The sequence below is a fragment of the Nocardioides sp. CPCC 206348 genome (assembly GCF_048654705.1).
Lineage (GTDB): Bacteria > Actinomycetota > Actinomycetes > Propionibacteriales > Nocardioidaceae > Nocardioides.
This window is the reverse complement of record NZ_JBMCZA010000211.1, coordinates 23,436-35,166: the sequence shown is the minus strand read 5'-3', so window position 1 is coordinate 35,166 and position 11,731 is coordinate 23,436. Positions and strand designations below refer to the sequence as shown.

General features: G+C 67.3%; 14 protein-coding genes and 1 tRNA gene. 1 reads left to right on the top strand and 14 read right to left on the bottom strand.

From position 1 onward, the window contains the following. Window positions 1-58: 58 nt before the first annotated feature. The 7 genes from ACOADB_RS21915 to rplJ form a co-directional block, all read right to left on the bottom strand. Entirely contained in the window at window positions 59-1,117 is a 1,059-nt protein-coding gene (locus ACOADB_RS21915; protein ID WP_378603558.1) for an MCE family protein, read from the bottom strand. Further along, on the bottom strand, window positions 1,117-2,385 hold the full coding sequence (locus ACOADB_RS21910) for an MCE family protein (RefSeq protein ID WP_378603555.1): 1,269 nt from the start codon (window positions 2,383-2,385) through the stop codon (window positions 1,117-1,119). Before ACOADB_RS21910 ends, ACOADB_RS21915 begins: the two co-directional genes overlap by 1 nt. 2 nt (window positions 2,386-2,387) lie before the next feature. Next, complete coding sequence (locus tag ACOADB_RS21905) at window positions 2,388-3,215, bottom strand: MlaE family ABC transporter permease (protein ID WP_378603552.1); 828 nt, start codon at window positions 3,213-3,215, stop codon at window positions 2,388-2,390. A 7-nt stretch (window positions 3,216-3,222) separates the two neighbouring features. Beyond that, on the bottom strand, window positions 3,223-4,005 hold the full coding sequence (locus tag ACOADB_RS21900; RefSeq protein WP_378603549.1) for an MlaE family ABC transporter permease: 783 nt from the start codon (window positions 4,003-4,005) through the stop codon (window positions 3,223-3,225). Between the two features lie 10 nt (window positions 4,006-4,015). Then, window positions 4,016-4,981, bottom strand: coding sequence for an ABC transporter ATP-binding protein (locus ACOADB_RS21895; protein WP_378603546.1), 966 nt, complete (start codon window positions 4,979-4,981; stop codon window positions 4,016-4,018). 188 nt (window positions 4,982-5,169) lie between these two features. After that, window positions 5,170-5,556 carry a 50S ribosomal protein L7/L12 gene (rplL, locus tag ACOADB_RS21890; RefSeq protein ID WP_378603543.1) on the bottom strand — a complete coding sequence of 129 codons (387 nt, stop codon included), beginning with the start codon at window positions 5,554-5,556 and terminating at the stop codon, window positions 5,170-5,172. 78 nt (window positions 5,557-5,634) lie between these two features. Then, a complete protein-coding gene (gene rplJ / locus ACOADB_RS21885; RefSeq protein WP_378603540.1) occupies window positions 5,635-6,306 on the bottom strand; it encodes a 50S ribosomal protein L10 in 672 nt (223 codons plus the stop codon). A gap of 276 nt (window positions 6,307-6,582) precedes the next feature. Between rplJ and ACOADB_RS21880 the strand changes: the two genes are divergently transcribed. Beyond that, entirely contained in the window at window positions 6,583-7,869 is a 1,287-nt protein-coding gene (locus ACOADB_RS21880; protein WP_378603537.1) for an aminotransferase class I/II-fold pyridoxal phosphate-dependent enzyme, read from the top strand. Between the two features lie 33 nt (window positions 7,870-7,902). Here ACOADB_RS21880 and ACOADB_RS21875 read toward each other — a convergent pair whose 3' ends face one another. The 7 genes from ACOADB_RS21875 to ACOADB_RS21845 all read right to left on the bottom strand — a co-directional run. Continuing rightward, on the bottom strand, window positions 7,903-8,652 hold the full coding sequence (locus tag ACOADB_RS21875) for a DUF4232 domain-containing protein (protein WP_378603534.1): 750 nt from the start codon (window positions 8,650-8,652) through the stop codon (window positions 7,903-7,905). Between the two features lie 87 nt (window positions 8,653-8,739). Further along, the gene (rplA, locus tag ACOADB_RS21870) at window positions 8,740-9,453 is read right to left on the bottom strand and encodes a 50S ribosomal protein L1 (RefSeq protein ID WP_378603531.1); all 714 of its coding nucleotides are present in this window, start codon (window positions 9,451-9,453) and stop codon (window positions 8,740-8,742) included. Between the two features lie 64 nt (window positions 9,454-9,517). Then, a complete protein-coding gene (gene rplK / locus ACOADB_RS21865; RefSeq protein WP_056712441.1) occupies window positions 9,518-9,946 on the bottom strand; it encodes a 50S ribosomal protein L11 in 429 nt (142 codons plus the stop codon). A 99-nt stretch (window positions 9,947-10,045) separates the two neighbouring features. Next, window positions 10,046-10,900, bottom strand: a complete 855-nt coding sequence (nusG, locus tag ACOADB_RS21860; RefSeq protein ID WP_378603528.1) for a transcription termination/antitermination protein NusG — start codon at window positions 10,898-10,900, stop codon at window positions 10,046-10,048. A 35-nt stretch (window positions 10,901-10,935) separates the two neighbouring features. Further along, on the bottom strand, window positions 10,936-11,208 hold the full coding sequence (secE, locus tag ACOADB_RS21855; protein ID WP_378603525.1) for a preprotein translocase subunit SecE: 273 nt from the start codon (window positions 11,206-11,208) through the stop codon (window positions 10,936-10,938). Window positions 11,209-11,241: 33 nt separating this feature from the next. Next, window positions 11,242-11,314, bottom strand: a tRNA-Trp gene (locus tag ACOADB_RS21850). A gap of 143 nt (window positions 11,315-11,457) precedes the next feature. Then, window positions 11,458-11,731, bottom strand: a 274-nt coding sequence (locus ACOADB_RS21845) for a hypothetical protein (RefSeq protein ID WP_378603522.1), incomplete at its 5' end; no start/stop codon positions are given.

Here is an 11,731-nt window from a genome sequence, read left to right as displayed (position 1 = left end):
AGGAGCGTCGCGATGCTGACGGCACCCACGACGACGGGATTGCGTTCGCGGAAGGGGATCACTGTGCCACCTCCTTCGCCAGCGAGCAGCGCTTGGCGCTGACGCCGTACGTCGCCTTGATCGGCTTCGCGACGCCCGGCACCTTGACGGTCGCCTTGAAGTGGCACAGGTAGAAGTTGAACCACGAGCCGTACGTCGCCGTACGACCGATCTTGGTGAGCTTGATGGGCAGCACCTGCAGCGAGCGGTCGATCTCCTGGCGGTTGCGGTCGAGGTTGGCGGCAACCTTCCGCAGCTCCTTGATGTCCTTGACGAGCGGGTCCTTGATGTCCGTCACGAGGGCGGCCGTCTGCACCGAGAGCTCCGAGATCGAATCGAGCGAGGACAAGATCGCCTCGCGGTCGTCGTTGAGACCACCGATCAGGCCACGGAAGCTGTCGATCAGCTGGGTCAGCTGCTCGTCACGGTCCGCGACGTGGTCCAGGACGTAGTCCAGGTTGTCGAGCAGCTCACCGATCACCTGGTCGCGGTCGGCGAGCGTCTGGGTGATCGAGGCGGTGCTCCCCAACAGGCCTTCGACCGTCCCGCCCTCGCCCTGGAAGACCTGGACGATCTCGAACGAGAGCTTGTTGATGTCGTCGGGCGACAGCGCCTGGAAGAGCGGCTTGAAGCCGTTGAAGAGCACGGTCAGGTCGAGCGCCGGCTTGGTGCGCGCCACCGGGAGGGCATCGCCCTCGTCCAGGCGCTCTCCCCCGTTGCCCTCCTGGGTCAGCGAGATGTAGCGCTGCCCGATCAGGTTCCGGTACCTGATGCTGGCGTGCGTGGCCTGGTTCAGGACCGTGTCGGCGTCGACGTTGAAGGTGACCTTGGCGCGATCGGCCCCGAGGACCTCGATCTTCTGCACCGTGCCGACCTTGACGCCCGCGATCCGGATGTCGTCGCCCTTGTTCACGCCGGTGGCGTCGACGAATTCGGCGGCGTACTCCTTGGTGGCGCCGAAGGACAGGTTGCCGATCGTGATGATCAGGACGCCGGTTGCCAGCGCCGTGGTCACCATGAAGATGACGAGACGAACGAGGTCGCCGGTCGTCCTGCGGTCGAGTCCGCGAGTGGGCATCAGCGAGCACCTCCCTGCGCCACGATGGGTCCTGCGAGCAGGACGTTGAAGTCGGTGCCGGCGTCGCCGTACTCCTGGGTGAGCAGGGAGCGCAGGGTCGACACGTCATCGGGCGTGCCGTAGTAGCCCGAGGCCGAGGCTCCCGGCGCAGCGCGGAAGTTGCCCTTGCCCGTGTTGCCGTTCATGCCGTCGTTGAGACCCGGTTGTCCCGGCGCCGGGTTGAACTGGCTGTAGGGCGTGTTCGGGAGCCCGTGGCAGTCGGGGCCGGTGTCGGTGCCGAAGATCGGCCGGTCCGCCGGCGTGTAGGCGCGCGGCTGGTCCTTGAGGGTCTCCAGCACGATGTGCAGCTCGTAGCCACGGAACGCCTCGGCCAACCGGCCCTGGGTGATCACGATCGCCCGGGACATGCAGGGAATGGTCGGTGCGTACCGCGCCACCGCACGCAGGATCGGCGTGCTGGTCTCGCCGAGCCGCTTGAGGCGGGCGGCGTTGGCGTCGAGGAACGAGGTCGCGGTGTCGGAGAAGCTCCTGATGTCGCGCAGGGTCGCGGTCAGGGCCGCTTCCTTCTCCTCGAGGGTGCCCGTCGTCTTGACCGTGTTGTCGAGGATCTTGGCCACCTCGGGAAGGATGTCGGCGTAGGTGTCGGACACCTGGGCGGTGAGCTTGAGGTCTTCGAGCAGCGCCGGGATCTGCGGGTTGAGGCGCTTGAGGTACGAGTCGACCGTCTCGAGGTTCTGGCCCAGCTGCTCGCCCCGGCCCTCCAACGCCGTCGCCAGCGCGGTCAGGGTCAGGTTGAGGTCGGCCGGCTGCACCGTGCGCAGCAGCGGGTAGAGGTCCGACAGCACGGCCTCGAGCTCGATGCTGACCTTGGTGCGGTCGATGACGTCGCCGGCCTTCATCGTCCCGGCGGGCCCGGTCTCGGGCACCTCGAGCGAGACGTACTTCTCGCCGAACAGCGTCTTGGGCACGATCGAGCCCGTCACGTTGGCGGGAACCAGGTCGATCTTGTCGCTGTAGAGGCCGAGGGTGAGCTCGGCACCGTCGGCGTTGCCGGCCCGCGCCTCGAGCACCTCGCCCACGATGACACCGCGCACCTTGACGTCCGCGCGGGTCGGGAGCTGCAGCCCGATCGTCGAGGTCTGCAAGGTGACCTCGTCGTACTCGGTGAACTTCTTCGTGAAGACGGCGTAGGTGAGCCAGACACCGAGCAGGAGCAGGGCAACGAAGATGACGCCGAGCGTCTTGTGAGCGCTGAGAACCTTGTCCATGATCAACCCGCCAGCCTGACCGTGGTCGAAGCGCCCCAGATGGCCATCGACAGGAAGAGGTCGATCACGTTGATCGCCACGATGCTCGTCCGGACGGCCTTGCCGACCGCCACGCCCACGCCGGCAGGACCGCCCGACGCGGTGTAGCCGTGGTAGCAGTGGATGAGGATGACGACGACGGCGAACACCAGCACCTTGCCGAAGGACCACAGCACGTCGCCCGGTGGCAGGAACTGGTTGAAGTAATGGTCATAGGTACCCGCGGACTGGCCATAGAACTGGGTGACCACCAGCCGGCTCGCGACGTACGACGACAGCAACCCGACGACGTACAACGGAACGATGGCGATCAGGCCGCCGACGACCCGGGTCGTGACGAGGAACTGCATCGACGGGATGGCCATCACCTCGACGGCGTCGATCTCCTCGGAGATGCGCATGGCCCCGAGCTGGGCGGTGAAGCCACAGCCCACGGTCGCGGCCAGCGCGATGCCGGCGACGAGGGGCGCGATCTCGCGGGTGTTGAAGTAGGCCGAGACGAAGCCGGCGAAGGCGGCCGTGCCCAGCTGGTTGAGCGCGGCGTAGCCGGACAGGCCGACCTGGGCGCCGGTGAAGAAGGTCATGCCGATGATGACGCCGACGGTGCCGCCGATGACTGCGAGTGCACCGGAGCCGAGGGTGACCTCGGCCAGGATGCGCAGGATCTCGCGCGGGTAGCGCTTGATCGAGCGCGGCAGCGCCAGGAGCACCTTGATGTAGAAGGACAGCTCGTGACCGAGCGTGTCCAGCCCCTTCATGGGCCGGTCGTAGACCGCCTTGAGATTTGCCATGGCGTCGCTAGCCCCCCTTCGGCGGGACGATCTGCAAGTAGATCGTGCTCAGGGTGAAGTTGACGACGAACAGGAGCAGGAAGGTGATGACGACGGACTCGTTGACCGCATCGCCGACGCCCTTCGGGCCACCGGCAGCGTTCATGCCCTTGTAGGAAGCCACGATCGCCGCGATGAGACCGAAGACCAGTGCCTTGACCATGCCGATCCACACGTCGGGCAACTGCGCGAGCGCGGTGAAGCTGGCGAGGTACGCACCGGGGGTGCCGTCCTGCAGGATCACGTTGAAGACGTAACCGCCGCCGACACCGACGACGCTCACCATGCCGTTGAGGAACACCGCGACGAGCATGCAGGCGAGCACGCGCGGCACGACGAGGCGCTGGATCGGGTCGATGCCGAGCACCATCATCGCGTCGAGCTCTTCACGGATCTTGCGGGCGCCGAGGTCGGCCGCGATGGCCGAGCCGCCGGCACCGGCGATCAACAGCGCGGTCGCGATCGGGCCGGCCTGCTGGATGACCGCAAGGACCGACGCCGAACCGGTGAACGACTGCGCGCCGAACTGCTTGATGAGGCCACCCACCTGGAGCGCGATGACCGCGCCGAAGGGGATGGCGACCAGAGCCGTCGGCACGATCGTCACCGAAGCAATGAACCAGGCCTGTTGGATGAACTCCCGCAATTGAAACGGGCGCCGGAAAAGGCCACGGCCCACGTCGAGGGCGAAGGCGAACAGCTTGCCAGCTGTGCCGATCGGCCTCAGTGCGCGCGCAGTTGTCGAGGACAATTGAGACCCGTCAGTGCTGCTGGGAGGAACCGCTGGCGTGCTCGGCTTCCTTGGTGAAGGAGCCCGGAGGCGGGACGATGCCGTTGTCCCGGCACCAGGCACCGGGCTCGCGCTGGCTGCGGCGCGGGATGCCGTTCGAGGGCTCGAGCTGGAGCGGGATCGGCGGCAGCGGCGGGAGGTCCATGTCCTTCTCCGCGGCGAGCTGGTCGGCGTCCTTCTCCTCGGACATGCCGATCGGGCCGACCGTCTGCGCGTTGAGGAACTGGCGCACCACGGGCTCGTCGGAGGACAGGAGCATCTCGCGCGGGCCGTACATCGCGAGGTGCTTGTGGTACAGCAGGCCGATGTTGTCCGGAACGATCCGGACGCTGTGGATGTCGTGCGTGACGATCAGGAACGTCGCGTCGATCTGCGCGTTCAGGTCGATGAAGAGCTGGTTGATGAACGAGGTGCGCACCGGGTCGAGGCCGGAGTCGGGCTCGTCGATCAGGAGGATCTCGGGGTCCAGGACGAGGGCACGGGCCAGGCCGGCACGCTTGCGCATACCGCCGGAGATCTCGCCCGGGAGCTTCATCTCGGCGCCGAGCAGGCCGACGAGGTCCATCTTCTCCATGACGATGTCGCGGATCTCGGACTCGCCCTTGCGGGTGTGCTCACGCAGGGGGAAGGCAACGTTGTCGTACAGGTTCATCGAGCCGAACATGGCGCCGTCCTGGAACAGCACGCCGAACAGCTTGCGGATCTCGTAGAGCTCCTTCTCGGAGCAGGACGCGATGTCGGTGCCTTCGATGACGATCGAGCCCTCGTCGGGCTTGATCAGACCGATCAGGGCCTTCAGGAACACGGACTTGCCGGTACCGGACGGACCAAGCATCACGGACACCTCACCAGCCGGAAGCGTCAGCGTGACGCCCTTCCAGATGAGTTGCTTGCCGAAGCTCTTGGTCAGGTTCGTCACTGCGACATCGACGCCCATGTTGACCTCTTCCTCAAAACGACTTTCGCTGGCCCACCGAACGGCTGCGATGGAACAACGCAACCGCGTGGCGCACGTTACGCGGAAACCGTGGCACACGTCACGCGGACCCGAAGGTCGAGACGAAAACGGCACGAGGCCGGCGGAGCTTTCGCTCCACCGGCCTCGCGGCGTAGGTCAGTGACAGGTCACTTGAGGGTGACGGTGGCACCGGCGCCCTCGAGCGCCTCCTTGGCCTTGTCAGCAGCAGCCTTGTCAACGCCCTCGAGGATCGCCTTGGGAGCGGCCTCGACGAGGTCCTTGGCTTCCTTCAGACCGAGGGAGGTCAGCGCGCGGACCTCCTTGATGACGTTGATCTTCTTGTCGCCAGCGGCTTCGAGAACGACGTCGAACGAGTCCTGGGCAGCGGCCTCTTCAGCGGCGCCGCCGCCAGCGGCGGGGGCAGCAGCAACGGCAACGGGGGCCGCAGCGGTGACGCCGAAGGTCTCCTCGAACTGCTTCACGAACTCGGAGAGCTCGATGAGGGTCATCTCCTTGAACGCGTCGAGCAGTTCGTCGGTGGTGAGCTTCGCCATGGTGGCGGTTCCTTTCTCAGGTGGTCGGGCCGCGCTGTGCGACCGACCGGGGTTTCAGGTGGTGTACGTCGGCCTGGATCAGGCTTCGGTGGACTCGGTCGCCTCGTCGGTCGCCTCGACCTCGGCGGCGTCGGCAGCAGGTGCCTCGGCCTCCTCGGCGGGGGCGGCTTCCTCAGCGGCCGGGGTCTCCTCGACAGCGGCCGGCGTACCGGCACCACCTGCGAGGATCGAGGGGTCCTCAGTCGCCTTCGCCTGCAGGGCGCCGGCGAGCCGGGCAGCCTGTGCGAGCGGGGCGTTGAGGAGGTAGACGGCCTGGCTGAGGGAAGCGAGCATGGCGCCCGCCATCTTGCCCAGCAGGACCTCGCGCGACTCGAGGTCGGCAAGCTTGCCGATCTCCTTCGCGTCGAGGAGGTTGCCGTCCAGAACGCCACCCTTGATGACAAGGGTGGGGTTTGCCTTGGCAAAGTCACGCAGACCCTTGGCCGCCTCGACAACGTCACCCTTGATGAAGGCGATCGCGGTCGGACCGGTCAGCAGGTCGTCGAAGCCGGTGATGCCGGCCTCGTTGGCGGCCAACTTGGCCAGCGTGTTCTTGACCACGGCGTAGTTGGCGTTCTCACCAAGGGAGCGGCGAAGGTCCTGCAGCTCCTTGACGGTGAGACCGCGGTACTCGGTCAGCACAGCGCCAGCGGATGCGCTGAATGCTTCAGCGATCTCCGCGACGGCGGCCTGCTTGTCTGCCCGCGCCATGGGTCTCCTTCCGGATGGGGACCTCCGCGAATGTCCTGGGAAAGACAGACGCCCCGAGCGCAGGCGCTCAGGGCGTGGACACCGCTCGTCAGGTGAAGCGACGAACGTCGTACTGCTCTGATCCCCTGCGCAGGCCGTCCGCTTTCACGGAACCTTCGGTCAGGGCTGGCAGCCCGGACAACCGGCGGTCTCTAGGTTTCAGTGGGTAACTGTACGGCGGAACGCGGGCCCGGTCCAAATCACCGTGGCCGAAGTCGATACGGCACCATTGTCCCCGTGACCACCACCCCCGTGCGCCTGTCCGAACTGTCCGCCGACGACCTCGCCGCGCGCCTGACGACGGTGCAGGCGGAGTACGACGCGTTGAAGGCGGGCGGGCTCAAGCTCGACCTGACGCGGGGCAAGCCCGGTGCCGACCAGCTCGACCTGTCCAACGGGCTGCTCGGCCTCCCGACGGGGCACCGCGACCGCGCCGGAACCGACCTGCGCAACTACGGCGGCCTGGACGGACTCGTCGAGCTCCGCGAGATCTTCGCCGACCTGCTGGGTGTCGACGCCGCCAACGTCGTGTGCGGTGGCAACTCGAGCCTCACGATCATGCACCAGGCACTCACCGCGATGCTGCTCAAGGGCGGCCCGGACTCCCCGCGGCCGTGGTCGCAGGAGCCGGTCGTGAAGTTCATCTGCCCCGTGCCCGGCTACGACCGCCACTTCACGATGCTGGCCGAGCTCGGCATCGAGATGGTGACCGTGCCGATGAACGCCGACGGCCCCGACGTGGTCGCCGTACGCGCCCTGGCCGCCGAGGACCCGAGCATCAAGGGCATGTGGATCGTGCCGACGTACGCCAACCCGACGGGCGCGGTGTGCTCGACCGCCGTGGCCGCCGAGCTGATGGCGATGGAGACCGCGGCGCCGGACTTCCGGATCTTCTGGGACAACGCCTACGCGGTCCACCACCTCACGGAGGAGGAGACCAAGAGCGCCGACGCCCTCGGCCTCGCCGCCGTGTCCGGTCACCCGAACCGGCCGCTGATCTTCGCCTCGACCTCGAAGATCACCTTTGCCGGTGCCGGCGTGGCTGCGCTCGCCGCCTCCAGCGAGAACCTCGCCTGGTACCTCGCCCGCCTCGGCTTCGCGTCCATCGGACCGGACAAGCTCAACCACCTGCGCCACGTCGAGTTCTTCGGCGACGCGGACGGCGTCCGTGCCCACATGCGCAAGCACCGTGACCTGATCGCACCGAAGTTCGCCGCGGTCGAGGCCGCGCTGTCCGGGCGCCTCGCCGGGCTGGGCATCGCCGAGTGGACGGTCCCGACGGGTGGCTACTTCGTGAACCTCGACGTCGTTGACGGCACCGCGTCGCGGGTGATCGCGCTGGCGAAGGAGGCCGGCATCGCGCTGACCGCCGCCGGCTCGGCGTTCCCGCACGGCAACGACCCGCGCGACCGCAACATCCGCCTGGCGCCGACGTTCCCGGTGCTGTCCGAGGTCGAGGCCGCGATGGCCGGGGTCGCCGTGTGCGTCGAACTCGCTGCTCTGGAGTCGTTCATCTCCGCCTGACCTCCGCCTGTTCGGGCGGCATCCTGACGTCGCTCAACGCTTCGGCACGAACGGTGTCAGGCGCAGGCTGGTGAACGCCCCGATGTCGAGTGGTTCCTGCGACCGGTCTCCCGCCAGGTGCGCCGGGACGGAGGCAGGCACCTGCCCCTGTGCCAGTTGTACGACGACCAGCGAGGCGTGTTCGGACTCGGCTCCGGCAAGCGCGCCGGTCCACTCGAGGGTGCTGGTCGCGGACGCGGCGGGAGTCAGCTCGATGGGGCGCGAGACATCGCTGGTGGACCCGGCGCCGACCTCCGGGACGAAGGTCGTGCCCCAGTCGCCGCGCACGCCGATACCGGGCGTTCCCTCGATCGTGCAGGTCCGGCCCGACACGTTGACGACGTTGATCGTCGTGAACCGGTGCCCGAGAGACATGTCGAAGCCCACCAGGCTGACCTCGACGTCCTCGGGCCCGCAGTGCGAACGCCCGTGCGCCGACGCACGGGTGCGGAGCAGGCCGGTCAGCTCGGCATCGGTGAGGTCGTCGTCGGGCGCGGGCAGCGCACCGTCGGGCGACTCGTCGTAGCCCGCAGGGAGTTCCTCCAGTCCGGCCGGCGCGGTCTCCCGGGTCGGCTCGACGCCCGGAGTCGGCCGGACCTCGGTCGGCTGGTCCGTCGGCGCAGTCGCCGGGGTCGTCGTACCGACTGCCGACGGGTCGGAACTCCCGTCGGAGGACTCCGTGCCGCAGGCACTGAGGGACAACGCGACAAGGCAGGCGGCTGCGGCCCCGAGAAGTCTCACCACGCGCGCAACCCTACGGACGCCACCTGAAAACGACGTTGCCCGCCATCCCTTGCGGGATGACGGGCGACGACGTCGAAGGAGGGAGGCTCAGGCCTCGTCCTCCTCCGCGACGTTCTTGACCTTGTTGGGGTCGACCTGGATGCCGGGGCCCATCGTCGTCGAGACGGTGACCTTCTTGAGGTACCGGCCCTTCGAGCTCGAGGGCTTGAGGCGGAGGACCTCGTCAAGCGCCGCGGCGTAGTTCTCCGCGAGCTGGACCTCGGAGAACGACGCCTTGCCGATGATGAAGTGCAGGTTGGCGTGGCGATCGACGCGGAACTCGATCTTGCCGCCCTTGATGTCGTTCACGGCCTTGGCCGGGTCCGGGGTGACGGTGCCCGTCTTCGGGTTCGGCATGAGGCCACGCGGACCGAGCACGCGACCGAGACGGCCGACCTTGCCCATCAGGTCCGGGGTCGCGACCACGGCGTCGAAGTCGATCCAGCCGCCGGCGACCTTGTCGATGAGCTCGTCGCCACCGACGAAGTCGGCGCCGGCCTCACGGGCGGCCTCGGCCTTGTCGCCGTTCGCGAACACGAGGACGCGAGCGGTCTTGCCGGTGCCGTGGGGCAGGTTGACGGTGCCGCGCACCATCTGGTCTGCCTTGCGGGGGTCGACGCCGAGACGCATGACGACATCGAGGGTCTCGTTGAACTTCTTCTTGCTGGTGCCCTTGGCGATCTTGATCGCGGCGAGCGGCGCGTAGAGCTCGTTCTTGTCGAACGCCTCTTCCGCTGCGCGGTAGGTCTTGCTGCGCTGCATGGGTGATTCCTTACTTAAGAGAGGAGATGTGGTCAGCGGGCCAGCGCGGCCCTTCCACGGTGCTTCAGTCGGTGGTGACGCCCATGGAGCGGGCAGTCCCCTCCACGATCTTCATGGCGGCGTCGATGTCGTTGGCGTTCAGGTCGGGCAGCTTGGTCGTCGCGATCTCGCGCACCTGGTCCTTGGTCAGCTTGCCGACCTTTTCCTTGTGCGGGACGCCCGAGCCCTTCTTGAGGCCAGCGGCCTTCTTGATCAGCTCTGCGGCCGGCGGGGTCTTCGTGATGAACTCGAAGGACCGGTCCTCGTAGATGGTGATCTCGACGGGGATGACGTTTCCACGCATGGACTCGGTCTGGGCGTTGTACGCCTTGCAGAAGTCCATGATGTTGACGCCGTGCGGGCCGAGGGCGGTACCAACCGGCGGAGCCGGGGTGGCCGAACCAGCCTGCAGCTGCACCTTGACCAGTGCGGCGATCTTCTTCTTGGGAGGCATTCCGTGTTCTCTTTCTTCTCGTGGTCATGACGAGGGCTGCCTGGCCCTCTGCCACCTACTGCAGGTCGCCACCGGAGATCCGGCGCGACCGCGCTGAGCTCAGACCTTCTGGACCTGGCTGAAGCTCAGCTCGACCGGGGTCTCCCGGCCGAAGATCTCGACCAGCGCCTTGACCCGCTGGGCCTCGGCGTTGATCTCGGTGATCGTGGCGTGCAGCGTTGCGAACGCGCCGTCGACGATCAGTACGGAGTCGTTGACGCCGAAGTCGGCGACCTCGATCGGCTTCTTGGCCGGCGTGGTGGGCGAGCCCGCGGCGCTGGCGGCGGCCTCGGCCTCGGCAGCAATCACGGTCATCGCGGCGGGGGCGAGCATCTTCTCGACCTCGTCCATGCTCAGCGGCACCGGCTGGTGGCTGTGACCGACGAAGCCGGTGACCGACGGGGTGTGGCGCACAGCGGCCCACGACTCGTCGGTGAGGTCCATGCGCACCAGGACGTAACCGGGGAGAACGGTGCGCTTTACCATCTTGCGCTGGCCGTTCTTGATCTCGGCGACTTCCTCGGTGGGGACCACGATCTCGTGGATGTAGTCCTCCATGTTGAGGGAGTGGATCCGGTTCTCCAGGTTCTGCTTCACCCGGTTCTCCATGCCGGAGTAGGTGTGCACGACGTACCAGTCACCCGGCTTCGCCCACAGCTCGCGACGGAAGGACTCGAGCGGGTCGGCGTCCTCTGCGGGCGCCTCCTCGACGAGCTCGTCCTCGACGATCTCCTCGGCGACGGACTCGTCGGCACCCTCTTCGACCTCAGGCGCGTCAGTCGCTTCGGCGTCGAGGGTCTCCTCGACGTCCGCGGCCTCGGTGACCTCGGCGGTCTCGACGTCCTCGCCCTCGACGACGATCGTCTCGTCGCTCTCGAGGGCCGGGTCGTACTGCTCCGTCACTTGCTGCTCCATCAGTTGGTAATAGGGGTCAACGGGTCCGAGTGAACTCAGATGTCGTCTGCGCCGGTGAAGATCTCGAACGCGAGCTTGCCGAGACCGAGGTCCAGCAGCGACACGATCGCGATCATCACGAGCACGAAGGCAAGAACCACGAAGAAGTACGTCACGAGCTGCTCGCGGGTGGGGTAGACCACCTTGCGCAGCTCGGCGACGATCTGGCGATAGAAGGTCACCGGGCCGGTGCGCTTCGGTGACTTCTTGCCACCCGGGGCGTCCTTGCGGCCCCCGTGGACGGCTGGAGCGTCCGACAAGATGCTCACCCTTTCCTTCTGTCGTCTTCATGGTCTGTCTTGCAGGGCACGAGGGACTTGAACCCCCAACCTTCGGTTTTGGAGACCGATGCTCTGCCAGTTGAGCTAGTGCCCTCCGCGGCTCGTCCGGCCGATCCGGCCCGCGCACAGATGCCCGAAGGCGAACTGCGTCAGGGCGCGACCAACCATGTGGAAGAACCACCAGTGGGTGAGTCTACGCACGCCACCCACGCCGCTCCAAAGTACGACGGCCTGTGATCAGCAGACCGGCGACTCCCAGGCGATGGTGACCATCCCGCGACCGAGACTGTCACCCGCCGTGCGGACGTGGAGCGGCGACTTCGCGTCGACGGCCTCTGCAGGAAGGCGGAAGGTGATGGCGTCGTCATCGATCTCGACACCGATCAATCCGCACGGCTCCTGCTCCTCACCTGCGGGCGGGGACACCGCCTGGTCGACCTCGGCGCCGACGCCGGCACCGACACCGTGGCCAGGCTGGTCCTCCGGGCTGTCGACCACCACCGGGCCCGAT

What these genes read in the sequence shown, in the direction of transcription:
- ACOADB_RS21915 (WP_378603558.1), bottom strand. Translation starts at nt 1,117, where the DNA reads ATGCCCACTCGCGGACTCGACCGCAGGACGACCGGCGACCTCGTTCGT.
- ACOADB_RS21910 (WP_378603555.1), bottom strand. Translation starts at nt 2,385, where the DNA reads ATGGACAAGGTTCTCAGCGCTCACAAGACGCTCGGCGTCATCTTCGTT.
- ACOADB_RS21905 (WP_378603552.1), bottom strand. Translation starts at nt 3,215, where the DNA reads ATGGCAAATCTCAAGGCGGTCTACGACCGGCCCATGAAGGGGCTGGAC.
- ACOADB_RS21895 (WP_378603546.1), bottom strand. Translation starts at nt 4,981, where the DNA reads ATGGGCGTCGATGTCGCAGTGACGAACCTGACCAAGAGCTTCGGCAAG.
- rplL (WP_378603543.1), bottom strand. Translation starts at nt 5,556, where the DNA reads ATGGCGAAGCTCACCACCGACGAACTGCTCGACGCGTTCAAGGAGATG.
- rplJ (WP_378603540.1), bottom strand. Translation starts at nt 6,306, where the DNA reads ATGGCGCGGGCAGACAAGCAGGCCGCCGTCGCGGAGATCGCTGAAGCA.
- rplA (WP_378603531.1), bottom strand. Translation starts at nt 9,453, where the DNA reads ATGCAGCGCAGCAAGACCTACCGCGCAGCGGAAGAGGCGTTCGACAAG.
- rplK (WP_056712441.1), bottom strand. Translation starts at nt 9,946, where the DNA reads ATGCCTCCCAAGAAGAAGATCGCCGCACTGGTCAAGGTGCAGCTGCAG.
- nusG (WP_378603528.1), bottom strand. Translation starts at nt 10,900, where the DNA reads ATGGAGCAGCAAGTGACGGAGCAGTACGACCCGGCCCTCGAGAGCGAC.